We start from the raw sequence: 26,081 nt of genomic DNA on the forward strand, positions 1-26,081 counted from the left end.
TCCCACAATTGAAATGCATTCCATTGTGGGAGCGAGCCTGCTCGCGATTAGGTCGGTAGCTACACCGAAAGCCTCAAGGCTCAACCCCAAATCTCCCGCAAAATCACAAACAGCCCCCCGTTACTCCGCTGATTCGCGCCACTCCGAATCACGCCCACCTATCAGTTCTGCTAGTAGACGCCACGCGAAATATCTTCGAAGCTGGTAAACATTCAATTCGCCAGCAAGGACGTCGTCATGTCGGTCTCATCATTGAAAATTTTGCGCCGCTATGTTTACGACCCGTTGGACCGCCTTATGAGGATAGGGCTACTGGCCGGCGATGGTACCGAGCGTTTCTATCAAGAGAATCACCTGATTACCGAACTGGGACAGCAGACGCATCGAACAATCTTCCGTCATGAAACCCAGGCATTGGCTCAGAGTCAAAATGAAGCTGGTGTGACCGAAACTACATTGTTGGCAACCGACCAGGCACATTCGCTACTGAAAACGTTCTCAACGATGAGTTCGCAGCAATTCGCCTATACGGCGTACGGTAATCATCCGGCCGAAAGTGGTTTGAGCCGCTTGATCGGGTTTAACGGAGAATGTCCTGACGCTACAACGGGTCACTACCCGCTCGGGCAAGGCAATCGCTTTTTTAATCCTGTACTGATGCGATTCAACAGCCCGGACAAGTTCAGCCCGTTCGGTAAAGGCGGCATCAATCCGTATGTGTATTGCCTGGGCGATCCGATAAATTTGATTGATCCAAGTGGCAATGGTCCAGTCCCAAAATTCATTCCTTTCAGACCATGGGAGCCCATAAAAATGTTGGACCCATCATCCCTTGCCATAGGCCGACAAAGCCAAGCAGCGAAAAATCCAATGCTGAACGCATTATTGAATTCGTCCTCCGGTAGTAGCACACCATCAATGTCCAGTACATCTAGAGCATCTACCGCCGCCGCGAACTCTACCCCCCCCTCAGCTCCGCACACGCCTGGAATTTCAATCCGGCCGTTGTCTGAAACAGACGTTCTAATGGGGAACGTTCCTATCGAATTACGTAACACCCCTGAATTCGTAAACCTGAGATATTATGGAGATATTGTCGATATGTCGAAAGCTGGCAGTATCCCCATACGTAGCAATCCGACAGCCACCCAAACTAAAGCTTTAAAATCCCATATAGCGCGGGAAAAATTTATCAAAGATGAGGCCACCAAAGAGCTTCATTTCTTTAACCTATCTGAATTACTCCTACAAATTAGGGAAACCAGCGTGAAAAAATCCTTGAATTCACGTCGAATGTAAGGCAGCCGGTGAATAAAAGGCAACCTATTACATTTCGGTTTCACTCGGCAGCACTACAGGGTTGTGAAGCCCCTTTGTAGGAGCTGTCGAGTGCAACGAGGCTGCGATCTTTTTTCAGGCTTCACCTATCAGTTCTGCTGGTAGACGCCACTCGAAATATCTTCGAAGCTCACACACACTCAATTCGCCAGTGTGGATCTTCAAATCGCACACTTGGCTGTTTAGCAATTGAAAATAAAGAACACAAGTTACGAGACAAGTATTCGACAGATCCATCTAGATCACATGGAAGAAATCCGAGGCCAAATAACCTCGAATAACTGAGCACACCGATGATACACGGACTTGGTATAGTGAACGAAAAATTCATCTTACGTTGAATGAACAATCAGAGTGCGCGAGCATCGCGCAAGTTTCGGGAAATGTGGTAAGAAATACGAAGATTTGGAAGTCCTCCGATCAAGAGACCTGAATCGCCTGCGGTCGCTGCCACATCGCCTGCGAAGATGCCTCGCACCAGACGGTTGCCAGTCTCAAGCAGCCGGACGGAACTCATAAATACAAAGTGATCGATGATGAGTGCGTGGGCTGCAACCTGTGCCAGATCACGTGCCCGGTGCAGGATTGGGATAAGCCAATCACCCCGCCTTCAGCACCCAGTACGTCCACAGCAACTTCTCGGCTCGTAAGTATGAGTATCCCAACCCTACCAAGAAAACTCTCGTCAAGCTTATTCTCGACTCATCAAAGCAGACACAGCGCTATCAGAATCTGGAGTATTTTGGACAAGTATTTGACGAAACAAAAAAACACTATAGCAACTTCATGACCGTAGCCACCGACAAGCCAATTAAAGCGTTACGCTCCCATATAGCACGTAAAACCAACACCCAAAATGAAACAACTGAAAACCTCACAATGAAAACGCTGCTGAATTAATGCTGCAAATCAAGAGTATAAGCTTAACCAATTTTCAGGTTTCAATAACCCATCAACAAATCAGAGCTAGCTAGGCCCTAGCACCCGAGAATGTGCCGATAATGGGCAAACTACGGCTCCAACCCAATCCCCCGCAAAATCACACTCGTCACCGTCTGCACCGCCCGTTCGAACTGCATGTCCGATAACGGTTGATGATCATTGAGAATATTCACCTGATGATCGAAGTCAGCATAGTGCTGCGTCGAGGCCCAGATCATATACAGCAGGCTTGAAGGCTCCACCGGCAGGATCCGCCCATCGTCCACCCACTGGCGGATCTTCGCTTCTTTCATCTTGGCCCAGTCGTACAAGCTCGCGTCCAGGGTCACCCCCAGGGTCGGCGCGCCGTGGATGATTTCGTTGGCCCAGACTTTCGAGCCGTAGGGCCGGCTGCGCGAGTGGTTCATCTTGGCGCGGATGTAGCTGCTGAGCACTACACGGGGGTCATCGAACATCTCGAAGCACAGGGCGTCCTGCTTCCACACTTCCAGCAGGTCGAACAGCACGGCGCTGTACAGTTCGGTCTTGGTGCTGAAGTAGTAATGCAGGTTGGAGCGCGGCAGTTGCACTTCGGCGGCGATGTCGGCCATGGCGGTGCTGCCAAAGCCTTTTTCGGCGAAGACCTTCTCGGCCCCCAGCAGAATTTTCTCGACGTTACTGCGACGGATCTCGATCTTGTGATTGCCCATGAGGGCTCCCTGACAACAACATTAAACAAGACTAGCATCCGCTCTACCTCGCGGCGACAGGGGATAGGCAAACTTCGTACAACCCGCCTGGCGCGGCTAGACTGACCCTCACTTCGAACCTGCCGCCGAGGGACTCACCATGCACTTGAAGAACACCCTGACCGCCGCCGCCCTGTTCGCCTCGCTCTTGTGCGCTTCATCCGTGTTTGCTCACGCCCACCTGCAAGGCCAGACACCTGCCGCCGACAGCACCGTGGACGCTCCCGCGGAACTGAGCCTGGTGTTTTCCGAAGGTGTAGAGGCCGACTTCTGCAAAGTCACGATCAGCCACGACGGTGACGAGATCCTGGTAAAAAGCCTGGTCACCCAAGGCCCTGATAAAAAGACCCTGATCGTCACTCCGGCGGCCCCCTTGACCGCAGGTGACTACAAAGTCGAGTGGCATGTCGTGTCGGTCGATACCCATAAAAGCGAAGGCGCTTACGCGTTCAAGGTTGGCCAGTAATACATGGCGAACGCGATGGTGCTGTGCCGCTTCCTGCATTTCAGCGTGGTGCTGATGTTGTTTGGAGCGTGGGTGTTCAGGCCGCTGCTGCTGGGGCGCCTGACAGCACTGGATCAGCCGCTGGCTCGCGTCAGCCGGTGGCTGGCGATCGTGGCGCTGGCCAGCGGTGTCGGCTGGCTGCTGCTGGTCACCGCCAACATGGCGGGCGCCTGGGAGGCGGCGTTCGATCCGTCGATACTGTGGCGGGTGCTTGGCCGTACTTTTTTCGGTGAGGTTTGGGCCTGGCACCTGCTGCTCAACGGTTTGCTGCTGATCTTGCTGCTGACGCCATGGCGCTCTAGCCTCTGCTTGCAGCTGCCCCTGAGCGGGCTGTTGCTGGCGACCCTGGCCCCGATCGGACACGGCGCCATGCTCGATGGCCTGGCAGGCCAGTTGCTGATCCTCAATCAACTGGTGCACCTGGCCTGCGTCGGCGCCTGGCTCGGTGGCTTGATGCTGTTGCTGATGATCCTTCGACGACCGGCCGGACATCGCGTCAGGGCGCAGTTAATGCGATTCAGCGGCGTCGGCTATGTCTTGGTCGCGGGTTTGCTGATCAGCGGACTGATCAACGTCCGGGTGCTCACCGGCGCGTTCTGGCCCACGCCTTTGCTGTCGGGTTTTGCCTTGATTCTCTTGATCAAGGTGTCACTGGTCACCGCGATGCTGGGATTGGCATTGTTCAATCGATTGCGGACCGACGACTGCGAGCAGCGGCTGGCGCCGTTGCGCAACAGCGTGCTGCTGGAGTGGTTGCTGGGACTTGGCGCGGTGGCGGCGGTTTCCTTGCTGGGCACCCTGGCACCGATGATTTCTGGCTGACAAACCCTATCCCCTGTGGAAGCGAGCCTGCTCGCGATGGCGGAGTGTCAGCCTGCATCAATGTTGAATGTCATAAGGCTATCGCGAGCAAGCTCGCTCCCACAGGTTTTAATGGAGCCCCTGAAGTCATCGTATAACTTCCGATTGACAACCCCCGAAAATCCCGCAAATATCGCTGCCAACGTTGTACGACGACGTATGACAAAAATAAAAACAAAAAGCAGCAAGGGAGCGTCACAGTGAGCCAGCTCGTCCGCGATTCGTCCGCCCGTACCCCACGCCCATCGTTCACCCGCCTGCAGACGCTGAGCCTGTTCGGTTGCACCAGCCTGGCCCTCGCCCTGCCCGTCAGCAGCCAGGCCGAAGGCTTCACCGATGACGCCAAAGCCACGCTGAACCTGCGCAATGCCTACTTCAATCGCAACTACACCAACCCGGCCTACCCCCAGGGCAAGGCTGAGGAATGGACACAGAACTTCATCCTCGACGCGAAGTCCGGCTACACCCAGGGCCCGGTCGGCTTCGGTGTGGATGTGCTGGGCCTGTATTCGCAAAAGCTCGACGGCGGCAAGGGCACCGGGGGTACGCAGTTGCTGCCGATCCACGGTGATGGCCGACCGGCCGATAACTTCGGGCGCCTGGGCGTGGCGCTCAAGGGCAAGATTTCGAAAACCGAACTGAAGGTCGGCGAATGGATGCCGGTGCTGCCGATCCTGCGTTCTGACGACGGCCGCTCGCTACCGCAAACCTTTCGCGGCGGCCAGGTGACCTCCACCGAGATCAGCGGCCTGACGCTCTACGGCGGCCAGTTCCGGCAGAACAGCCCGCGCAACGATGCGAGCATGGAAGACATGTTCATGAACGGCAAATCGGCGGCCTTTTCCTCGGACCGTTTCAACTTCGGCGGCGGCGAATACGCTTTCAACGAAAAACGCACCCAGGTCGGCGTGTGGTATGCGCAGCTCAGCGACATCTACCAACAGCAATACTTCAACCTCAGCCACAGCCAGCCCATCGGCGACTGGACCCTTGGCGCCAACCTCGGCTACTTCATCGGCAAGGAAGATGGCAGCGCCCTGGCCGGTGACCTCGACAACAAGACCGCGTTTGCCCTGCTCTCGGCCAAGTACGGCGGCAACACCTTCTACATCGGCCTGCAAAAACTCAGCGGCGATGACGTGTGGATGCGGGTCAACGGCACCAGCGGCGGGACCCTGGCCAACGACAGCTACAACTCCAGCTACGACAACGCCCGGGAGAAGTCCTGGCAGGTGCGTCACGACTACAACTTCGTGGCCCTCGGCATTCCCGGCCTGACGTTGATGAACCGCTACATCAGCGGCGACAACGTACACACCGGCACCATCACCGACGGCAAGGAGTGGGGCCGTGAATCGGAACTGGCCTACACCGTGCAGAGCGGCGCGCTGAAAAACCTCAACGTGAAATGGCGCAATGCGAGCATCCGCAAGGACTTCAGTACCAACGAGTTCGATGAGAATCGGCTCTTCATCAGTTATCCGATTTCGTTGTTGTAATTTCCGAGGATCACCACGTCCTCCCGTAGGAGCCAGGCTTGCCGGCGAAGGCGTCCGCGAGATCGCCTTCGCCGGCAAGCCTGGCTCCTACAGGCAGGGATCGAGATTTTCCGCAGCATTGATGGTGACGACCCTCCGTCAACTTCCACCAATGTCGCGTTGACAAAAACCGCAAAGCCTACCGATACTTCAACAAAGTCGTACGACAACCTACAACGACCGAATAACAACAATTGCTTGCCAGGGATTCCCATGACAACCACCGCAACCGCCCAAACGCCCTTCAATCGCCTGCTGCTGACCGGTGCTGCCGGTGGCCTGGGAAAAATCCTGCGCGAGAGCCTGCGCCCGTACGCCAATGTCATTCGCCTGTCGGACATCGCCGACATCGCCCCGGCCATCGATGATCGCGAAGAAGTCGTGCCCTGCGACCTCGCCGACAAACACGCCGTGCACCAGTTGGTCGAAGGCGTGGATGCGATCCTGCATTTTGGCGGCGTGTCGGTTGAGCGCTCGTTCGAAGAGATCCTCGGCGCCAATATCTGCGGCGTCTTCCACATCTACGAGGCGGCGCGCCGTCACGGCGTCAAGCGCGTGATCTTCGCCAGTTCCAACCACGTGATCGGCTTCTACAAGCAGGACGAAGTCATCGACGCCCACTCCCCTCGCCGCCCCGACAGTTACTACGGTTTGTCCAAGTCCTACGGCGAAGACATGGCCACGTTCTACTTCGATCGCTACGGCATCGAGACCGTCAGCGTGCGCATCGGCTCTTCGTTCCCCGAGCCGCAAAACCGCCGGATGATGAGCACCTGGCTGAGCTTCGGCGACCTCACCCAGTTGCTCGAACGTGCGCTCTATACCCCGAACGTCGGCCATACCGTGGTCTACGGTGCGTCCGATAACAAGGACATCTGGTGGGACAACCGTTACGCCAGTGCCCTGGGTTACGTGCCGAAGGACAGTTCCGAAGTGTTCCGTGAAAAAGTCGAAGCCCTGCCGTTGCCAGCCGCCGATGACCCGGCGCGGGTCTACCAGGGCGGTGCCTTTTGCGCGGCCGGCCCGTTCGGCGACTGATCGCCCCTGATCTGGATCCCCACCCAAACAACCCAAGGAATGAGTTGCCATGCCAGCCGAACTGATTGTCGATGCCCGCAACACGGTGGGTGAAAGCCCGGTCTGGGTCCCCGAGGAAAACGCCCTGTACTGGGTCGATATTCCCGCCGGGGGCCTGCAACGCTGGAGTGCACAAACCGGTCATGTGCACGCCTGGAAAACCCCGCAGATGCTCGCCTGCATCGCCCGCCACCCCGACGGCGGCTGGGTCGCGGGCATGGAGACCGGGTTCTTCCATCTGCATGCGCATGCAGACGGCAGCCTCGACAGCGCCCCCCTGGCCCACGTCGATCACGCCCGCCCCGGCATGCGCCTCAATGATGGTCGCTGCGACCGTCAGGGCCGCTTCTGGGCCGGCAGCATGGTGCTGGACATGAACGCCAATGCCGCCGTGGGCACGCTGTATCGCTACGACGCCGGGCAACAGGGGCCGATCCCGGCACAGATGAACGGCCTGATCGTGCCCAACGGCCTGGCCTTCAGCCCGGACGGCAAGACGATGTACCTGTCCGATTCCCATCCGCTGGTGCAGCAGGTCTGGGCCTTCGATTACGACATCGACAGCGGCACCCCGTCCAACCGCCGCGTGTTCATCGACATGAATCAGCACGGCGGTCGTCCGGATGGCGCGGCGGTCGATGCCGAGGGCTGTTACTGGATCTGCGGCAACGATGCCGGGCTGGTTCACCGATTCACCCCCGACGGTCGACTGGACCGTTCCCTCGCCGTACCAGTGAAAAAACCGAGCATGTGCGCCTTCGGTGGCAGTCGCCTGGACACCTTGTTCGTGACCTCGATTCGCCCGGGAGACGACCAGGATGAACAGTCGCTGGCCGGTGGCGTGTTCGCCCTGGACCCCGGCGTCAAGGGTTTGCCGGAGCCGCACTTCAAGCAATGAACGCAACTGTTGGCGCTACACCGCTGTGCCTTTAATAACAAAAACAACAAATCTGGAGACACCCCCAATGGACTTCAAACGCACCTTGCTCGCCGCAGCACTCCCCCTGGCCTTCACCCTCAGCAGCGCCGCCCATGCGCTGGAAATCAAATTTGCCGACATTCACCCCGCGGGCTACCCGACGGTGGTTGCCGAAGAACAGCTGGGCAAGACCCTGGTCGCCGACAGCGATGGCAAGCTGACCTTCAAGATGTTCGCCGGCGGTGTGCTCGGCTCGGAAAAAGAAGTGGTCGAGCAGGCCCAGGTCGGTGCCATCCAGATGGCCCGGGTCAGCCTGGGCATCGTCGGCCCGGTGGTACCGGACGTGAACGTGTTCAACATGCCGTTCGTGTTCCGTGACCAGGCGCACATGCGCAAGGTCATCGATGGCGAAGTCGGTGACGAGATCCTCGACAAGATCACCCAGTCCGAATTCAACCTCGTCGCCCTGGCCTGGATGGATGGCGGCACGCGCAACATCTACACCAAGAAACCAGTGCGCAGCCTGGAAGATCTCAAGGGCATGAAAATCCGCGTGCAAGGCAATCCGATGTTCATCGAAACCATCAACGCCATGGGCGGCAACGGCATCGCCATGGACACCGGCGAAATCTTCAGCGCCCTGCAGACCGGTGTGATCGACGGCGCGGAGAACAACCCGCCGACCCTGCTCGAACACAATCACTACCAGAACGCCAAGTTCTACAGCCTGACCGGGCACCTGATCCTGCCCGAGCCGATCGTGATGTCGAAGATCACCTGGAACAAGCTCACCCCCGAGCAGCAGGTCCTGGTGAAGAAAACCGCCAAGGCCGCTCAGGCGCAGGAGCGCACGCTGTGGGATGCCAAATCGGCCAGCAGCGAAGAAAAACTCAAGGCTGCCGGCGTCGAGTTCATCACCGTCGACAAGAAACCTTTCTATGAAGCGACCGCCTCGATCCGCGAGAAATACGGCGCGCCCTACGCGGACCTGATCAAGCGCATCGAAGCCGTCCAGTAACCCTCCCTGCATTCAAGAAAGGCCCGGCACGTACTGACCTGGGTGACGGTCTGTGCGTGCCCGGTTACGGTGGAACCCGATGAAGAATCTACTGCTGCGTTTCAATGACAAGCTCTACATGACCTGTATCTGGGTCGCGGGGCTGTCCGTCCTGGCCATCGCGCTGATCATTCCCTGGGGCGTGTTTGCCCGTTATGTGCTCGGCACCGGCTCGAGCTGGCCCGAGCCCACGGCGATCCTGCTGATGATGGTCTTCACCTTCATCGGCGCCGCCGCCAGTTACCGTTCCGGTTCGCACATGGCGGTGGCCATGCTCACCGACCGCATGTCGCCGCAAATGCGCCAGGCCATGAGCGTGTTTTCCCAATTGCTGATGGCAACCATCTGCCTGTTCATGACCGTCTGGGGCAGCAAGCTGTGCCTGTCGACCTGGAACCAGTTCATGAGCGCCCTGCCGACCCTGCGCGTGGGCATCACCTACATGCCGATTCCCGTGGGCGGTCTGCTGACGCTGATCTTTGTCCTGGAAAAACTCCTGTTCGGTGACCAGAGCAACCGTCGGGTCGTGCGTTTCGATCACGTTGAAGAAAACGAAGGGGCTGCCTGAATGGACGCTTTTATTCTGTTGGGCAGTTTTATCGCGTTGATCCTGATCGGTATGCCGGTCGCGTACGCGCTGGGGCTTTCCGCGCTGATCGGCGCGTTCTGGATCGACATTCCGTTCCAGGCGCTGATGATTCAGGTCGCCGGCGGCGTCAACAAGTTTTCCCTGCTGGCGATTCCGTTCTTCGTCCTCGCCGGTGCGATCATGGCCGAGGGCGGGATGTCCCGGCGCCTGGTCGCCTTTGCCGGGGTGCTGGTCGGCTTCGTGCGCGGTGGCTTGTCGCTGGTCAACATCATGGCGTCGACCTTCTTCGGCGCGATCTCCGGCTCCTCGGTGGCCGACACCGCCTCGGTCGGTTCGGTGCTGATTCCGGAAATGGAACGTCGCGGCTATCCCCGTGAGTTCGCCACCGCCGTGACCGTCAGCGGTTCGGTACAAGCCCTGCTGACCCCGCCGAGCCACAACTCGGTGCTCTACTCGCTGGCGGCGGGTGGGACGGTGTCGATTGCCTCGCTGTTCATGGCCGGTGTGGTACCGGGCCTGTTGATGAGCGCGTGCCTGATGGTGCTGTGCCTGATCTTCGCGAAAAAGCGTGACTACCCCAAGGGCGAAGTCATTCCGATGCGCGAAGCGCTGAAGATTTGCGGCGAAGCGTTGTGGGGCCTGATGGCGATGGTCATCATCCTTGGCGGGATCCTCAGCGGCATCTTCACCGCGACCGAGTCGGCGGCGATTGCGGTGCTGTGGGCGTTTTTCGTGACCATGTTCATCTACCGCGACTACAAGTGGAGCGAGCTGCCGAAACTGATGCACCGCACGGTGCGCACGATTTCCATCGTGATGATTTTGATCGGTTTCGCCGCCAGCTTCGGCTACATCATGACCCTGATGCAGATCCCGGCAAAGATCACCACGATGTTCCTGACCCTGTCGGACAACCGTTACGTGATCCTGATGTGCATCAACGTCATGCTGCTGTTGCTGGGCACCGTGATGGACATGGCGCCGCTGATCCTGATCCTCACGCCGATCCTGATGCCGGTGATTCTTGGCATTGGCGTGGACCCGGTGCAGTTCGGCATGATCATGCTGGTGAACCTGGGGATCGGTTTGATCACACCGCCGGTGGGCGCGGTACTCTTCGTGGGATCGGCCGTGGGTAAAGTCAGCATCGAATCAACCGTCAAGGCGCTGCTGCCGTTCTATGGCGTGCTGTTTCTGGTGTTGATGGCCGTGACCTACATTCCTGCGCTGTCGCTGTGGTTGCCGCATTTGGTGTTGTAAACCCGAATGATCCTACAGCCCCTGAACTGTAGGAGCCCGGCTTGCCGGCGAAGGCGCACTCAAGGACGCCTTCGCCGGCAAGCCGGCTCCTACAGAGGCATTCCGTGTATATTTTCCTATCGCGGTGAACATGAAACCAACATTGCTCGAACTCGAAGACGAATTCACCCGCCTCACCCTCGCCCCCGCACTCGGCGGCAGTATCGTTAACTGGTCCGTGCGCAACACGGGCCAGCCGTTGCTGCGACACGCCGATGAACACGCCTTGAACACGGGCCTTCCCGGCAAACTGGGCTGCTTCCCTCTGGTGCCGTGGTCCAATCGCATTGCCGCAGGGGGGTTCGACTGCCCGGATGGCTGGCAACCGCTGACACCCAACAGCCTCACCGATCCCCTGCCGATTCACGGCAGCGCCTGGCAGCAGCCGTGGCAGGTGATTTCCACGACCGCTGACGAAGTGGTGCTGCAACTCGATAGCAGCGAGCCCTTTGCCTATTGCGCCCGCCAACGCTTCCATCTGGGCGAAGGCAAGTTGAGCATCGAATTGAGCGTCACCCACCTGGCCGAACGCGCGGCCTGGCATGGCCTGGGATTGCACCCGTACCTGCCGCGCAGCGCAGGCACGCGGCTGCAGGCAAAGGCTGGGCAAGTGTGGTTGTGCGACAGCGCCAAGCTGCCAACCGAGCTGGGTTCATTGCCGGCCGAATGGGATTTTCGGCAGCTCAAGGCATTGCCCGACACCCTGGTCGACAACGGTTTCTGTCAATGGGATGGTCACTGCCTGATCCAGCAACCCGAACTCGGTTACGAGTTGGTGTGCCAGGCCACCGGCAGCGATTACTACCTGCTCTACTGTCCCGCAGGCTTGGGGTTTTTCTGCATCGAACCGGTCAGCCACCCGGTCAACGCCCACCACTTGCCCGGTCGGCCAGGGTTGCGTTTGCTGGAGCAAGGTCAATCGGCAGAATTGACGTTCGCCCTGCAATACCGCCCCACACTCACTGTAGGAGCCAGGCTTGCCGGCGAAGAACGTTGACGCGGTATCACAGGTACACCGCGGTGCGTGGTTCGCGGGCAAGCCTCGCTCCTACAATACATCACGTGCATTCAGACACCTGCCCGCAACAGCATGTAGCCAGCAACGATCAGGCAAACGCTGGCGAATCCCACCTGCAATGCCCGCGCCGGCACTCGTGCGCAAAGCTTTCGGCCGATTACCATGCCAACGATGCTGGCGACGATGAAGGCAGCCCCCAGGCCGTCGATGCGTACCCCGGCATGCAAGGCGCCGATCACGCCGATGGCCGAGATCAGGCTGATGACCATCAGGGACGTGGCGATGATGCCGCGCATCTGCACGTCGGTCAGTTGCTTGAAGGCCGGCACGATCAGAAAGCCCCCCCCCACGCCCAGCAAACCCGAGACCACACCGGTCACCGCACCGAGGGCCGCCAGGGTCGCGGTGCATTTGGCGGTCCAGGAAAAGCGCCCGGTCTGCTGGTCGAGCATGCAGTTCTTCTGGCCCCAGTTGGCGTGACCATGATCGCTGGGACCCTCGTCCTTGCGCTCGCGACGCAACATCCGCGCAGACACCATGACCATCAGCAGGCTGAACAGGATCATCAGGACTTTTTCCGGCAGCCGATGGGCGAAGTAGATGCCCAGCGGGGAAAAAATCGCACCCAGCAAGGCGATCAACAGCGCCGCGCGATAACGCACCAGGCCATGGCGCAAACCATCGATGGCACCGACCGCCGCCGCGCTGCCCACCGCGAACAGCGCGACGGGCGCCGCCGTGGTCATGCTCCAGCCCAGCCCCAACACCAGCGCCGGCACCGCAAGAATGCCGCCCCCGGCCCCGGTCAAACCGAGTACCAAGCCCATGACCACCCCAAAAAAACTCGCCAGCAACATAGAACGCTCGTAATCCATGACAAAGGCCGGGAACGCCCGGTATCGATAGAGTGACAGGATAGAGCCCGCAGCGTTTTTTTCATCAACTGAATGTGTCGCGGGCTGGTCAGCGCAGGGAAAATGAAACTAACCTCATGACTTGCCCATGAAGAAACAACCCACATGCCTGCCCTGATTGAAGCTTTTTTTGACGACGCCTCGTCAACCTACAGTTACGTCATCTACGAAACCGATGGCGGACAATGCGCGATCGTCGACCCGGTGCTCGGCTACACCCCGGCTGCCGGACGGACCGACACCCTGCAGGCCGACCGGATCATCGCTTTCGTGCGCGAGCACCGCTTGCAGGTGCAATGGCTGCTGGAAACCCACGCCCACGCCGATCACCTGTCTGCCGCGCCTTACCTGCGCCGGGAGCTGGGTGGCAAGGTCGCCATCGGCCAGTCGATCTGCAAGGTGCAGGGCGTGTTCAAGACCCTGTTCAACCTTGAGCCGCAATTCTGCATCGACGGCTCCCAGTTCGATCACCTGTTCGCCCCAGACGAGTCATTTCGCATCGGCAACCTCAAGGCCACCGCCCTGCATGTGCCTGGCCATACCCCGGCGGACATGGCTTACCTGATCGACGGCGACATCATCCTGGTCGGCGATACCCTGTTCATGCCGGACGTCGGCACCGCCCGCTGCGACTTTCCCGGCGGCGACGCGCACCAGATGTTCACCTCGATCCACAAGCTGCTGGCCTTCCCCGCCAGCGTGCGCCTCTACGTCTGCCACGACTACCCGCCGGAGGGCCGCGAACCGCAGTGCATGAGCACCGTCGGCGAGCAACGAAAGAGCAACATCCACGTGCGCGACGGCATCGACGAAGCCGCGTTCGTCGACATGCGCACCCGCCGCGATGCCGGATTGGGCATGCCGACGCTGCTGCTGCCGGCGATCCAGGTCAATGTGCGGGCGGGGAATTTGCCGCCGGCGGAGGACAATGGCGTGGTCTACCTGAAGATCCCCCTGAATAAGTTCTAATAACGCCCCCTCCCTCTGTCGATCGTTCCCACGCTCTGCGTGGGAATGCATCCCGTGACGCTCTGCGTCACATCCGAAGCGGAACGCGGAGCGTCCCTGGCGGCATTCCCACGCGGAGCATGGGAACGATCAAGGTAGGAGCACCGTATCAGGTGCCGAGGGTCAAGCCATTGGCCGGCAACGGCAGCGCCGTTTTATAGCGCACCTGCTTGAGCGCAAAGCTCGAACGGATATTGGCGACGCCAGGCACCTTGGTCAGAAAATCCATCATGAAGCGCTCCAGCGACTGGATGGTCGGCACCAGCACCCGAATCAGGTAATCCGGATCCCCAGCCATCAGGTAGCACTCCATCACCTCGGGGCGATCGGAAATCGCCTCTTCGAAATGGTGCAACGCCTCCTCCACCTGTTTCTCCAGGCTGACGTGAATGAACACATTCACGTGCAAACCCAGCAGATCGGCATCCAGCAGGGTCACCTGCTCACGGATCAAGCCCAGTTCCTCCATCGCCTTGACCCGGTTGAAACACGGCGTCGGCGACAGGTTGACCGAGCGGGCCAGGTCGGCGTTGGTGATGCGTGCGTTCTCCTGAAGGCTGTTGAGAATGCCGATATCGGTACGGTCCAGTTTGCGCATGAGACAAAAACACCTGTTTTTTATGTTTATGCAGATTTTTTATCTGGAAATGATCTTGGGCGCAACGAAACAGAGAGAAATATTCTTCTTGGCCGGGCCTATGATTGTTGTAGGACAAGATTTCTTCCACAGAACGAAATCTGTCAGCTCACTACAAGAAATTCACAAGATCGAGCGTAGAAGCCATGAACCAAGCGTATGAACCGCTGCGCCTGCACGTCCCGGAACCCTCGGGCCGCCCCGGCTGCAAGACCGACTTCTCCTACCTGCACCTGACCGATGCCGGCACGGTGCGCAAACCCCCTATCGACGTTGAACCGGCGGACACGGCCGACCTGGCCCGTGGCCTGATTCGCGTGCTCGACAACCAGGGCAACGCCCTGGGGCCGTGGGCCGAAGGCGTGCCGGTGGAGATCCTGCGCAAAGGCATGCGCGCCATGCTCAAGACGCGGATCTACGACAACCGCATGGTGGTCGCCCAGCGTCAGAAAAAAATGTCGTTCTACATGCAGAGCCTCGGCGAAGAAGCCATCGGCAGCGCCCAGGCCCTGGCCCTGAACATCGACGACATGTGCTTCCCGACGTACCGTCAGCAGAGCATCCTGATGGCCCGTGAGGTACCGCTGGTGGACCTGATCTGCCAACTGCTGTCCAACGAGCGCGACCCGCTAAAGGGACGCCAGCTGCCGATCATGTACTCGGTCAAAGAGGCCGGCTTCTTCACCATTTCCGGCAACCTCGCCACCCAGTTTGTACAAGCTGTAGGCTGGGCCATGGCTTCGGCGATCAAGGGCGACACCAAAATCGCCTCGGCCTGGATCGGCGACGGCGCCACCGCCGAATCGGACTTCCACACCGCCCTGACGTTCGCCCACGTGTACCGCGCGCCGGTGATCCTCAACGTGGTCAACAACCAGTGGGCCATCTCCACCTTCCAGGCCATTGCCGGTGGTGAAGCCACCACTTTCGCCGGTCGCGGCGTCGGTTGCGGCATCGCCTCCCTGCGGGTCGACGGCAACGATTTCTACGCGGTCTACGCCGCTTCCGCCTGGGCCGCCGAACGCGCCCGCCGCAACCTCGGCCCGACCATGATCGAATGGGTCACCTACCGCGCCGGCCCGCACTCGACCTCCGATGATCCGTCCAAATACCGTCCCGCCGACGACTGGAGCCACTTCCCGTTGGGCGATCCGATCGCGCGTCTCAAGCAGCACCTGATCAAGGTCGGCCACTGGTCCGAAGAGGAACACAGCGCCGTCAGCGCCGAGCTGGAAGCCGAAGTAATCGCCGCACAGAAAGAAGCCGAACAGTACGGCACCCTCGCCGGTGGCCAGATTCCAAGCGCCGCGACCATGTTCGAAGACGTCTACAAAGAGATGCCGGAGCACTTGAAGCGCCAGCGTCAGGAGTTGGGGATCTGACATGAACGATCACAACAACAATATCGAGCTGGAAACCGCCATGACCACGACCACCATGACCATGATCCAGGCCCTGCGCTCGGCCATGGATGTGATGCTTGAGCGCGACCAGGACGTCGTGGTGTTTGGCCAGGACGTCGGTTACTTCGGTGGCGTGTTCCGTTGCACCGAAGGCCTGCAGACCAAGTACGGCACCTCCCGCGTATTCGACGCACCGATCTCTGAAAGCGGCATCGTCGGCACCGCCGTGGGCATGGGCGCCTACGGCCTGCGCCCGGTGGTGGAGATCCAGTTCGCCGACTACGTGTACCCGGCCTACGACCAGATCATTTCCGAAGCCGCGCGCCTGCGTTATCGCTCGGCCGGCGAATTCACCGCGCCGATGACCCTGCGCATGCCTTGCGGCGGCGGCATCTACGGTGGCCAGACCCACAGCCAGAGCATCGAGGCGCTGTTCACCCAGGTGTGCGGCCTGCGCACCGTCATGCCGTCCAACCCCTACGACGCCAAGGGCCTGCTGATCGCCTCCATTGAAAACGATGACCCGGTGATCTTCCTCGAACCCAAGCGCCTGTACAACGGCCCGTTCGACGGCCACCACGAGCGCCCGGTGACCCCTTGGTCGAAACACCCGGCCGCTCAGGTTCCGGACGGCTACTACACCGTGCCGCTGGACGTTGCCGCCATTGCCCGTCCCGGCAAGGACGTCACCGTGCTGACCTACGGCACCACTGTGTACGTGTCGCAAGTCGCCGCTGAAGAAAGCGGCGTGGACGCCGAAGTCATCGACCTGCGTAGCCTGTGGCCGCTGGACCTGGAAACCATCACCAAATCGGTGAAGAAAACCGGGCGTTGCGTGATCGTTCACGAAGCGACTCGCACCTGTGGTTTCGGTGCCGAACTGGCCGCCCTGGTACAAGAACACTGCTTCCACCACCTGGAAGCGCCGATCGAACGCGTCACCGGTTGGGACACCCCCTACCCGCACGCGCAGGAGTGGGCGTATTTCCCAGGGCCGTCCCGTGTGGGCGCGGCGTTGAAACGGGTCATGGAGGTCTGAATGGGCACGCACGTTATCAAGATGCCGGACATTGGCGAAGGCATCGCAGAAGTTGAATTGTCTCAGTGGCACGTGAAAGTCGGCGACATGGTCGTCGAGGATCAAGTGCTGGCCGACGTCATGACCGACAAGGCGATGGTGGATATCCCCTCGCCCGTGCATGGCAAGGTGATCGCCCTTGGCGGGCAGCCGGGCGAAGTGATGGCGGTTGGCAGCATCCTGATCAGCATTGAAGTCGAAGGCGCGGGGAACGTTAAGGCGTCGGCTGCTCCAGCACCGGCTGCCGTCAAGGAAGCGCCGATAGCCGCTGCACCGAAAGTCGAAGCGGTGGTGGAAAACAAACCGGTGGCGGCACCGCGTCCGGCAACCGTTTGCCAGGGCCCGATGGTCGCCCGCCAAGCCAATGAGCGTCCACTGGCCTCCCCGGCCGTACGCAAACATGCGCTGGACCTGGGCATTCAGTTGCGTCTTGTACGCGGCACCGGCCCGGCCGGTCGTGTGCTGCACGAAGATCTGGATGCCTATCTGGCTCAAGGTCAGTCCAATGCTTCGTCCGTCAGCAGCGGTTACATCCAGCGCAACGATGAAGAGCAGATCCCGGTGATCGGCATGCGCCGCAAGATCGCCCAGCGCATGCAGGACGCCACGCAACGTGCCGCGCACTTCAGCTATGTCGAAGAAATCGACGTGACTGCCGTGGAAGAACTGCGCGCGCACCTCAACGAAAAACACGGTGCCACCCGCGGCAAGCTGACCTTGCTGCCGTTCCTGGTCCGCGCCCTGGTCGTGGCCCTGCGCGACTTCCCGCAGATCAACGCCCGTTACGACGACGAAGCCCAGGTCATCACCCGCCTCGGCGCGGTGCACGTGGGCATCGCTACCCAGGCCGATATTGGCTTGATGGTGCCGGTGGTACGTCACGCCGAAGCTCGCAGCCTGTGGGACAACGCGGCGGAGATCTCCCGTTTGGCCACTGCCGCCCGTAACGGCAAGGCCAGTCGCGACGAACTGTCCGGCTCGTCCATCACCCTGACCAGCCTCGGCGCCTTGGGTGGCATCGTCAGCACCCCGGTGCTGAACCTGCCGGAAGTGGCGATCGTCGGCGTGAACAAGATCGTCGAACGGCCGATGGTGATCAAAGGCCAGATCGTGATCCGCAAGATGATGAACCTCTCCAGCTCCTTCGATCACCGCGTGGTCGATGGCATGGACGCGGCGCTCTTCATCCAGGCCGTGCGCGGCCTGCTCGAACAACCCGCTACCCTGTTTGTGGAGTAAGTCATGCACACTTTGCACACCACGCTGCTGATCATCGGCGGCGGTCCTGGCGGTTATGTGACGGCGATCCGTGCCGGTCAGCTGGGCATTCCAACCATTCTGGTGGAAGGCGAATCATTGGGCGGCACCTGCCTGAACATCGGCTGCATTCCGTCCAAGGCGCTGATTCACGTCGCCGAGCAGTTCCATCAGACCCGGCATCACAGCCAGCAATCGGCGTTGGGCATCACCGTGTCGGCCCCCACGCTGGACATCGGCAAAAGCGTCGAGTGGAAGGACGGCATTGTCGATCGCCTGACCACCGGCGTCGCGGCCCTGCTGAAAAAGAACAAGGTCCAGGTCATTCAAGGCTGGGCGAAAGTGGTTGACGGTAAAACCGTCGACGTCGGCGACACGCGCATTATTTGCGAACACCTGGTGCTGGCCACCGGGTCCAAAAGCGTGAGCCTGCCGATACTGCCGATTGGCGGCCCGATCATTTCCTCCACCGAGGCCCTGGCGCCGACGTCCGTGCCCAAGCGCCTGATCGTGGTCGGTGGCGGCTACATCGGCCTGGAACTGGGGATTGCCTATCGCAAGCTCGGTACCGACGTCAGCGTGGTGGAGGCTCAGGAACGCATCCTGCCGGCCTACGACGCGGAACTGACCCAGCCGGTGCATGAAGAACTGAAGAAACTTGGCGTGAGACTTTACTTGAATCACAGCGTCCAAGGCTTTGATTCAAATACAAATACGCTTCAAGTCAGGACACCCGATGATCGTACGTTGAATCTGGAAACAGATCAGGTGCTGGTCGCTGTGGGCCGTAAACCGAACACTCAGGGCTGGAACCTCGAAGCGCTGAACCTTGCGATGAACGGCGCGTCGATCAACATCGACGACCGCTGCCAGACCAGCATGCGCAACGTCTATGCCATCGGCGACCTCAGTGGCGAACCGATGCTCGCCCACCGGGCCATGGCCCAGGGCGAGATGGTGGCCGAGCTGATCAGCGGCAAGAACCGCGAATTCAACCCCACCGCCATCGCCGCCGTGTGCTTTACCGATCCGGAACTGGTAGTGGTCGGCAAGACCCCGGACGAAGCCAAGGCGGCAGGCTGGGACTGCATCGTGTCGAGCTTCCCCTTCGCGGCCAATGGCCGGGCGATGACGCTGGAATCGAAAAGCGGCTTCGTGCGCGTGGTCGCTCGTCGGGACAATCATGTGATCGTCGGCTGGCAGGCGGTGGGGGTTGGGGTGTCCGAATTGTCCACGGCGTTCGCGCAAAGCCTGGAAATGGGCGCGCGACTGGAAGACATCGGCGGCACCATCCATGCGCATCCGACCTTGGGTGAAGCGGTTCAGGAAGCGGCGTTGCGTGCATTGGGTCACGCGTTGCACCTGTGATTCAGAACAATTGATGGCGGCAGGGATGGCCCCATCGCCAGCAGGCTGGCTCCCACATTTGGAATGCATTCTCCTGTGGGAGCCAGCCTGCTGGCGATTTCTTGAGGCCAACTCGATTTATCTGCCTGTCATCCGATAGTCCGGGCTGCGAAATGGGCCCGGAATGAAGTATTGTTGTCCCCATCCAGAAAACGTCAGAAACATTGAACCGTTTCGGCGGTTGTTAAGTGATAGAGGGTGTCATGGGTAACGAAAGCATCAATTGGGACAAGCTGGGTTTTGACTACATCAAGACCGACAAGCGCTATCTGTCGAACTGGCGTAATGGCGAGTGGGACGCAGGCACCTTAACCTCTGACAATGTGCTGCACATCAGCGAAGGCTCCACGGCCCTTCACTATGGCCAGCAATGCTTCGAGGGCCTGAAGGCCTACCGTTGCAAGGACGGCTCGATCAACCTGTTCCGCCCGGACCAGAACGCCGCACGCATGCAACGCAGCTGCGCGCGCCTGCTGATGCCGCAGGTGTCCACCGAGCAGTTCATCGAGGCGTGCAAGGAAGTGGTGCGCGCCAACGAACGTTTCATCCCGCCTTACGGCACCGGCGGCGCGCTGTACCTGCGTCCGTTCGTGATCGGCGTGGGTGACAACATCGGCGTGCGTACCGCCCCCGAGTTCATCTTCTCGATTTTCTGCATTCCGGTCGGCGCCTACTTCAAGGGCGGCCTCACCCCGCACAACTTCCTGATCTCCAGCTACGACCGTGCCGCCCCGCAAGGTACCGGCGCGGCCAAGGTCGGTGGCAACTACGCCGCCAGCCTGATGCCGGGCTCCCAGGCCAAGAAGGCGCACTTCGCCGACGCCATCTACCTGGATCCGATGACCCACACCAAGATCGAGGAAGTCGGTTCGGCCAACTTCTTCGGTATCACCCACGACAACAAGTTCGTGACCCCGAACTCGCCGTCGGTGTTGCCGGGCATCACCCGCCTGTCGCTGATCGAGCTGGCCAAATCGCGCCTGGGCCTGGAAGTGATCGAAGGTGACGTGTTCATCGACAAACTGTCGGACTTCAAGGAAGCCGGTGCTTGCGGTACCGCCGCCGTGATCACGCCAATCGGTGGCATCAGCTACAACGACCACCTGCACGTGTTCCACAGCGAAACCGAAGTCGGCCCGATCACCCAGAAGCTCTACAAAGAGCTGACCGGCGTGCAGACCGGCGACGTCGAAGCGCCAGCAGGCTGGATCGTCAAGGTCTGACCTGACGCCCCCCTGCAATGAAAATCGCCGCCCTCGAATTCGAGGGCGGCGATTTTTTTTGCCCCATCAATCGTCCCGCGTCAGCACTTCCAGCAACTCGATCTCGAATATCAGGTTCGAATTCGGCGGGATCTTGCCCATCGTACGCTCGCCATAGGCCAGGTGCGCCGGGACCAGCAGTTTGCGCTTGCCACCGACCTGCATGCCCATCAGGCCCTGGTCCCAGCCCTTGATCACCCGCCCGGTGCCGATCACGCACTGGAACGGTTTGCCGCGACTGTAGGAAGAGTCGAATTCGCTACCGTCCTCCAGCCAGCCACGGTATTGGGTGGTGATCAGCGCGCCCTTGATGGCGGCCTTGCCTTCACCTGGTTCAAGATCAATGATTTGCAGTTCGTCGTTCATGTTCTTAACTCACATCTACGATGCCCGGGACTTGCGGGCGCGGACGCAGGTTTTCGCAGAATCCGCAGCCGATGGCAACCCGCGGAACCGAACGCCCCTGCGTCGTTCACATAAGTATCGACTTCGCGTTCAGAAAGGGATCCTCTGATGACTGGCCTGCGCAGTTTCATTCCGCCCTACATTCTGCACCGTATCGTCGCGCACGGATCTGAACGCCAGCGTTCCAGCGCCATGACCACGCTGGCCCATGTGCGCACCCTGTGGCACCCGCCTGGCCCACCGGTGCGCCCTGCTGCCGCCGCGATCCTGCCGGCGCCCGGCAAACCTGGCCAGGTGCAACGCAGCGTGCACGATGCCCAGGGCAAGATGCTCCTGCCCGGCATGCCGGTGCGCCTTGAAGGCCAGGCTGCGAGCGGCGATCCGGCGGTCGATGAAGCGTACGACGCACTGGGGGCCAGCTACGATTTCTTCTGGAAGGTGCTGGGACGCGATTCCATCGACGACAAGGGTTTCGCCCTGATTGGCAGCGTGCACTATGGCCAGGACTACGAAAACGCCTTCTGGAACGGCTCGCAGATGGTCTTCGGAGACGGCGACGGGGAAATCTTCGAGCGTTTCACCCGCTCGCTGGACGTGGTGGCGCACGAACTGACCCACGGCGTGGTCGAGAGCGAAGCGGGCCTGGTGTATGCCGACCAGTCCGGGGCGCTGAATGAATCGCTGTCGGACGTGTTTGGCGTCCTGACCAAGCAATATCTACTGCAACACACCGCCGACCAGGCGGACTGGTTGATCGGCGCGGATTTGCTGACGCCGCGCATCAAGGGCATCGGCTTGCGTTCAATGGCCCACCCGGGCACCGCCTATGACGACCCGCTGCTGGGCAAGGACCCACAACCGGATCACATGCGTAAATTCGTGATCAACCAGGAGGACAATGGCGGCGTGCACATCAATTCAGGCATTCCCAATCGGGCGTTTTACCTGGCAGCCAAGGCCCTGGGCGGATTCGCATGGGAACACGCCGGGCGCATCTGGTACGACGCACTGTGTGACAAGCGCCTGGGCCACGAGACTTCATTCAGTGCCTTTGCCAAACTGACCGTTGAGCATGCACGCCGGCGCTTCACCGCCCATGAAGCCCAGGCGGTGCAGCGTGGCTGGTCGCAAGTAGGCGTCGATGCGACGCGGGAGGCACCATGAAAACCCTGCCAAACCTGGACGACCGGGCGGTTGTGCGCCTTTCTCGCCAGGGCGGCTTCGCCGCAATCCAGGCCCTGACGCGCCCCCGGGAGATCGAATTCGCCCAATGCGATATCGAGCAGCGCTCGCGCATCTGTGTACTCCTCGAAGGTTGCCTGCCGCTGGCCAGCCCGACCACAGGTAGCGGCGATCAGCGTTTTTACCAGATCGAGCTGCGCTACCGCGAAGGCGAGCAGGACGACCAGATGGTCTTGAAAGTGCCGGAAAACCAGGCCCCCGCTGAGCTTGTGCGGCTCTGGGACGTGGGCCAATTGTTGTAGCGGCGCGGCATTGCCCGCTCGATAGCAGTGTCGCGCGATAGCCTTGAACCCAAACCTGCCTTTATCCTTGTCGACCCGCTTTACCGAGTTGATGGAGTTTTTCTCATGCCCCATGAAGGCAGTCTGTTACAAGCCGCAGTCGTATTCCTGCTCGCGGCCGTACTCACCGTTCCCCTGGCCAAGCGCCTGCAATTGGGCGCGGTGCTGGGTTATCTGTTTGCCGGGGTGATCATCGGCCCCTCGGGGCTGGGCCTGATCGGCAATACGGAAAGTGTCGCGCACATCTCGGAACTCGGCGTGGTGTTGCTGCTGTTCATCATCGGCCTGGAATTGTCGCCACGACGGTTGTGGGTGATGCGCAAGGCGGTGTTCGGCGTCGGCCTGGCGCAAGTGCTGCTGACCGGCGCGCTGCTGGGCGTGCTGGCGCTGTATGTCTTCGGCCAACCCCTGAACACCTCGATCGTGCTGGGCCTGGGCCTGGCCCTGTCGTCCACCGCGTTCGGCCTGCAGAGCCTTGCCGAACGCAAGGAACTGACCAGCCCCCACGGGCGCCTGGCGTTCGCGATCCTGCTGTTCCAGGACATCGCCGCGATCCCGCTGATCGCCATGGTGCCGCTGCTGGCTGGCAGCAGTGAGAACCTCAGCGCGGCCGACGACGTCAACCAGGGGCTGCGCGTGCTGATCAGCATCGCCATCGTGGTGGTCGGCGGGCGCTATCTGCTGCGCCCGGTATTCCGCGTGGTCGCCAAGACCGGCTTGCCGGAAGTGTCCACCGCGACCGCGTTGCTGGTGGTGATGGGCACCGCCTGGCTGATGGACCTGGCCGGTATTTCGATGGCCCTCGGTGCATTCCTTGCCGGCCTGCTGCTGGCGGACTCCGAATACCGGCACGAACTGGAAGCACAGATCGAACCCTTCAAGGGCCTGCTGCTGGGGCTGTTTTTCATGAGTGTCGGCATGGGCGCCAACCTGGGCCTGCTGTTGCGCGAGCCCATCGTGGTGCTGGGGCTGACCGTGCTGCTGATCGCCGTCAAGCTGCCGTTGCTGTTCGTCGTGGGTCGACTGGCCGGCGGCTTGAACAAGATCAGCGCCATTCGCCTGGGCATCGTGCTGGCGGCCGGCGGTGAATTTGCCTTCGTGGTGTTCAAGATCGGCCGTGACCATGGCCTGTTCGATCCGCGCCTGTACGACTTGCTGGTGCTGGCGATCACCCTGTCGATGGCGTTGACGCCGCTGTTGATGCTGTTGTGCGCCCGCCTAGTCAGCCCGAAAGTGCAGCCGGTGGTGGTACCGGAGCAATTTCGCGCCATCGACGCCGATGAACCCCGCGTGGTGATCGCTGGCATGGGCCGCATGGGGCAGATCGTCGCGCGTATCCTGCGGGCACAGAACATCAAGTTCGTGGCCCTCGACACCTCGGTGGAAACCATCGAACTGTCGCGCAGCTTCGGCGGCGTGCCGGTGTACTACGGCGACCCGATGCGTCCGGAAATCCTCAGCGCGGCCAAGGTCGCAGACGCCGAGTTCTTCGTGATCGCCACCGACGACCCGGACACCAACATCAAGACCGCTGAATTGGTGCACAAGCTCTATCCGCACATCAAGATCATTGCCCGCGCGCGCAACCGCCAGCATGTGCATCGCCTGGTGGACCTGGGTGCCCATGCGGTGCGTGAAACCTTTTACTCGAGCCTGGAAATGAGCCGGCAGACCTTGATCGGCCTGGGACTGACACACGAGCAGGCCGATGCCCGGATCAAGCGTTTCAAGCATCACGACGAACAGGTGCTCGAAGCCCAGCACGCGATTTACGACGACGCGGTGAAGGTCAAGCAGACGGCGCAGGAAGCGCGGGCGGAACTGGCGCGGTTGTTCGAGTCGGACCAGCTGGAAGAGCAGGCGAAGAACGGTTGAGATAAATTTGCCGGCCTGTTGGCCGGCAACCTAACCCCTATCACACACGGACTCCACCATGGCTGGCGAAACCGCTCTCAAGGAAATCTTCAACACCGAGCGCCTGCAGCACATCGCCGCCGAAATGACGGCGGTGTATCCCGGCTTCGATGCCAAGGGTTTCCTGGAACGGGCCAACCATGGCCTGGCCGACTTGTCGGTGATGCAGCGTATGGCCCGCGTCAGCGAATGCCTGCACGCGGTACTGCCGCTGGGTTATGAAGCGTCGCTTGCGGTATTGCGCGCCCTCGCTCCGCGTCTCAACAGCGGCTTTGTCAGCATGTGCCTGCCGCATTACGTGGCGACCTATGGCGCGGACCGGTTCGAACTGTCGATGGAGGCGCTCAAATACTTCACCGCGTTCGGCTCTTCGGAATTCGCCATCCGCCATTTCCTGCGCGACGATCTGCAACGCTCGCTGCAACTGATGCATGACTGGTCGCTGGACGCCAACGAGCATGTCCGGCGCCTCGCCAGCGAAGGTTGCCGACCACGCCTGCCGTGGTCGTTTCGCCTGGAGCAGATCCAGGCCGACCCGCGACTGGCTGCCGGGATCCTCGACAACCTCAAGGCCGACACCAGCCTTTATGTGCGCAAGTCGGTGGCCAACCACCTCAACGACATCACCAAGGACCATCCCGAGTGGGTGCTGGACCTGATCGAGGGCTGGTCGCTGGACAACAAACACACCGCATGGATCGCCAGGCATGCCCTGCGCAGCCTGATCAAACAGGGCAACCTGCGTGCCCTGGCGATCATTGGCGCGGGCGGCAAGCCTGAGGTGCAGATCATCGATGTGCAGGTCAATCCGCCGGTGATCGGGCTCGGGGAAAAAATCACCCTGTCCTTCGCGGTAAAATCCACGGTACAGGACAGCCAGCGCCTGGTGATCGATTACGCCATCGACTACGTCAAGGCCAACGGCAGCACCTCGGCCAAGGTCTTCAAGCTCAAGGCCCTGACGCTGCCGGGCAACGCCACGGAGTCCATCGCCCGTGGCCAGCACATCAAGGAACTGACTACCCGCCGGCATTACGCGGGCAGGCATGCGGTGCATGTGTTGGTGAATGGGGAGCGGTTGGCCAGTACGGCGTTTGAAATCCTTGCCTGAAACACACCTCTGAAAACGTGGGCGACTTATGCCTTGTAGGAGCCAGCGGTGCGGCGATCCTACGGGGGGGGATGCGCACGAACTCACGACTAGGTCGGCCGCCTGGCTTTTGCTTTGGCTTTGATTTTCTTGCCCCCTCACACCCTGAGTCTGTCCGTCAACCTGTGACGACCTCCATCGGAGCCTCTACCAGCGTTGATCCAAGCGCGTTGGTTGTCTGAGTACATATCCATTCCTGCGGTAACGGCCACTTATGGTTTCGCTCTTACAGCGACTCCCTTTTTCAAACGC

24 protein-coding genes and 1 pseudogene are annotated in these 26,081 nt (G+C 60.5%); 21 read left to right on the forward strand and 4 right to left on the reverse strand.

The genetic code is table 11. The features are described from left to right. Window positions 1–237: 237 nt before the first annotated feature. The gene (locus tag HFK74_RS00760) at window positions 238–1,299 is read left to right on the forward strand and encodes an RHS repeat-associated core domain-containing protein (RefSeq protein WP_180201958.1); all 1,062 of its coding nucleotides are present in this window, start codon (window positions 238–240) and stop codon (window positions 1,297–1,299) included. 308 nt (window positions 1,300–1,607) lie between these two features. Continuing rightward, a pseudogene (locus tag HFK74_RS33040) lies at window positions 1,608–1,924 on the forward strand (4Fe-4S dicluster-binding protein); the annotation flags it as partial. A 424-nt stretch (window positions 1,925–2,348) separates the two neighbouring features. Here HFK74_RS33040 and HFK74_RS00770 read toward each other — a convergent pair. Continuing rightward, the gene (locus HFK74_RS00770; RefSeq protein WP_008059330.1) at window positions 2,349–2,969 is read right to left on the reverse strand and encodes a TetR/AcrR family transcriptional regulator; all 621 of its coding nucleotides are present in this window, start codon (window positions 2,967–2,969) and stop codon (window positions 2,349–2,351) included. Between the two features lie 139 nt (window positions 2,970–3,108). Between HFK74_RS00770 and copC the strand changes: the two genes are divergently transcribed. The 9 genes from copC (at window position 3,109) to HFK74_RS00815 (ending at window position 11,850) form a co-directional block, all read left to right on the forward strand. Then, the gene (gene copC / locus HFK74_RS00775; RefSeq protein WP_180201959.1) at window positions 3,109–3,474 is read left to right on the forward strand and encodes a copper homeostasis periplasmic binding protein CopC; all 366 of its coding nucleotides are present in this window, start codon (window positions 3,109–3,111) and stop codon (window positions 3,472–3,474) included. Window positions 3,475–3,477: 3 nt separating this feature from the next. Further along, window positions 3,478–4,335 carry a copper homeostasis membrane protein CopD gene (copD, locus tag HFK74_RS00780; protein WP_180201960.1) on the forward strand — a complete coding sequence of 286 codons (858 nt, stop codon included), beginning with the start codon at window positions 3,478–3,480 and terminating at the stop codon, window positions 4,333–4,335. Window positions 4,336–4,631: 296 nt separating this feature from the next. Then, the gene (locus tag HFK74_RS00785) at window positions 4,632–5,873 is read left to right on the forward strand and encodes an OprD family porin (protein ID WP_180201982.1); all 1,242 of its coding nucleotides are present in this window, start codon (window positions 4,632–4,634) and stop codon (window positions 5,871–5,873) included. A 252-nt stretch (window positions 5,874–6,125) separates the two neighbouring features. Beyond that, window positions 6,126–6,950, forward strand: coding sequence for an NAD(P)-dependent oxidoreductase (locus tag HFK74_RS00790; RefSeq protein ID WP_180201961.1), 825 nt, complete (start codon window positions 6,126–6,128; stop codon window positions 6,948–6,950). A gap of 49 nt (window positions 6,951–6,999) precedes the next feature. Continuing rightward, window positions 7,000–7,887 (forward strand): SMP-30/gluconolactonase/LRE family protein, encoded by an 888-nt coding sequence (locus tag HFK74_RS00795; RefSeq protein ID WP_180201962.1) that lies wholly within the window; start codon window positions 7,000–7,002, stop codon window positions 7,885–7,887. Between the two features lie 67 nt (window positions 7,888–7,954). After that, entirely contained in the window at window positions 7,955–8,926 is a 972-nt protein-coding gene (locus HFK74_RS00800) for a TRAP transporter substrate-binding protein (RefSeq protein ID WP_008059339.1), read from the forward strand. A gap of 79 nt (window positions 8,927–9,005) precedes the next feature. Beyond that, the gene (locus HFK74_RS00805; RefSeq protein ID WP_180201963.1) at window positions 9,006–9,533 is read left to right on the forward strand and encodes a TRAP transporter small permease; all 528 of its coding nucleotides are present in this window, start codon (window positions 9,006–9,008) and stop codon (window positions 9,531–9,533) included. Further along, window positions 9,534–10,814 carry a TRAP transporter large permease gene (locus tag HFK74_RS00810; protein WP_180201964.1) on the forward strand — a complete coding sequence of 427 codons (1,281 nt, stop codon included), beginning with the start codon at window positions 9,534–9,536 and terminating at the stop codon, window positions 10,812–10,814. It abuts the gene before it with no gap. Window positions 10,815–10,944: 130 nt separating this feature from the next. After that, complete coding sequence (locus HFK74_RS00815; RefSeq protein WP_180201965.1) at window positions 10,945–11,850, forward strand: aldose 1-epimerase; 906 nt, start codon at window positions 10,945–10,947, stop codon at window positions 11,848–11,850. A 71-nt stretch (window positions 11,851–11,921) separates the two neighbouring features. Here the strand turns inward: HFK74_RS00815 and HFK74_RS00820 are convergent, their stop codons facing one another. Continuing rightward, window positions 11,922–12,728 (reverse strand): sulfite exporter TauE/SafE family protein, encoded by an 807-nt coding sequence (locus HFK74_RS00820; RefSeq protein ID WP_180201966.1) that lies wholly within the window; start codon window positions 12,726–12,728, stop codon window positions 11,922–11,924. A gap of 162 nt (window positions 12,729–12,890) precedes the next feature. Here HFK74_RS00820 and HFK74_RS00825 point away from each other — a divergent pair, with 162 nt between their 5' ends. Then, complete coding sequence (locus tag HFK74_RS00825; protein ID WP_180201967.1) at window positions 12,891–13,754, forward strand: MBL fold metallo-hydrolase; 864 nt, start codon at window positions 12,891–12,893, stop codon at window positions 13,752–13,754. Between the two features lie 148 nt (window positions 13,755–13,902). On the opposite strand, the gene bkdR is transcribed toward HFK74_RS00825, so the two are convergent. Then, window positions 13,903–14,391 carry a Bkd operon transcriptional regulator BkdR gene (gene bkdR / locus HFK74_RS00830; protein WP_180201968.1) on the reverse strand — a complete coding sequence of 163 codons (489 nt, stop codon included), beginning with the start codon at window positions 14,389–14,391 and terminating at the stop codon, window positions 13,903–13,905. 185 nt (window positions 14,392–14,576) lie between these two features. On the opposite strand from bkdR, the gene HFK74_RS00835 reads away from it, so the two are divergent. The 5 genes from HFK74_RS00835 to HFK74_RS00855 all read left to right on the forward strand — a co-directional run bounded on the left by HFK74_RS00835 (window position 14,577) and on the right by HFK74_RS00855 (window position 20,798). Then, window positions 14,577–15,812: a 3-methyl-2-oxobutanoate dehydrogenase (2-methylpropanoyl-transferring) subunit alpha gene (locus HFK74_RS00835; protein ID WP_180201969.1), complete on the forward strand. Its 1,236-nt coding sequence runs from the start codon at window positions 14,577–14,579 to the stop codon at window positions 15,810–15,812. Window position 15,813: 1 nt separating this feature from the next. Continuing rightward, window positions 15,814–16,872, forward strand: a complete 1,059-nt coding sequence (locus HFK74_RS00840; protein ID WP_180201970.1) for an alpha-ketoacid dehydrogenase subunit beta — start codon at window positions 15,814–15,816, stop codon at window positions 16,870–16,872. Beyond that, entirely contained in the window at window positions 16,873–18,150 is a 1,278-nt protein-coding gene (locus tag HFK74_RS00845; protein ID WP_180201971.1) for a dihydrolipoamide acetyltransferase family protein, read from the forward strand. It begins immediately after the preceding gene. Between the two features lie 3 nt (window positions 18,151–18,153). Beyond that, the gene (gene lpdA / locus HFK74_RS00850) at window positions 18,154–19,536 is read left to right on the forward strand and encodes a dihydrolipoyl dehydrogenase (RefSeq protein ID WP_180201972.1); all 1,383 of its coding nucleotides are present in this window, start codon (window positions 18,154–18,156) and stop codon (window positions 19,534–19,536) included. A gap of 242 nt (window positions 19,537–19,778) precedes the next feature. After that, window positions 19,779–20,798 carry a branched-chain amino acid aminotransferase gene (locus tag HFK74_RS00855; RefSeq protein WP_180201973.1) on the forward strand — a complete coding sequence of 340 codons (1,020 nt, stop codon included), beginning with the start codon at window positions 19,779–19,781 and terminating at the stop codon, window positions 20,796–20,798. A gap of 66 nt (window positions 20,799–20,864) precedes the next feature. Here the strand turns inward: HFK74_RS00855 and HFK74_RS00860 are convergent, their stop codons facing one another. Beyond that, on the reverse strand, window positions 20,865–21,203 hold the full coding sequence (locus tag HFK74_RS00860) for an FKBP-type peptidyl-prolyl cis-trans isomerase (RefSeq protein WP_180201974.1): 339 nt from the start codon (window positions 21,201–21,203) through the stop codon (window positions 20,865–20,867). 147 nt (window positions 21,204–21,350) lie between these two features. Here HFK74_RS00860 and HFK74_RS00865 point away from each other — a divergent pair, with 147 nt between their 5' ends. From HFK74_RS00865 to HFK74_RS00880, 4 genes are all read left to right on the forward strand, one after another. Then, on the forward strand, window positions 21,351–22,406 hold the full coding sequence (locus HFK74_RS00865; RefSeq protein WP_180201975.1) for a M4 family metallopeptidase: 1,056 nt from the start codon (window positions 21,351–21,353) through the stop codon (window positions 22,404–22,406). Beyond that, window positions 22,403–22,726 (forward strand): protealysin inhibitor emfourin, encoded by a 324-nt coding sequence (locus HFK74_RS00870; protein WP_180201976.1) that lies wholly within the window; start codon window positions 22,403–22,405, stop codon window positions 22,724–22,726. Before HFK74_RS00865 ends, HFK74_RS00870 begins: the two co-directional genes overlap by 4 nt. A gap of 105 nt (window positions 22,727–22,831) precedes the next feature. Continuing rightward, window positions 22,832–24,640: a monovalent cation:proton antiporter-2 (CPA2) family protein gene (locus tag HFK74_RS00875; protein WP_180201977.1), complete on the forward strand. Its 1,809-nt coding sequence runs from the start codon at window positions 22,832–22,834 to the stop codon at window positions 24,638–24,640. 58 nt (window positions 24,641–24,698) lie between these two features. Beyond that, entirely contained in the window at window positions 24,699–25,790 is a 1,092-nt protein-coding gene (locus HFK74_RS00880) for a DNA alkylation repair protein (RefSeq protein ID WP_180201978.1), read from the forward strand. The last annotated feature ends 291 nt before the right edge of the window (window positions 25,791–26,081 follow it).

The organism is Pseudomonas sp. SbOxS1 (assembly GCF_013416725.1).
GTDB lineage: Bacteria > Pseudomonadota > Gammaproteobacteria > Pseudomonadales > Pseudomonadaceae > Aquipseudomonas.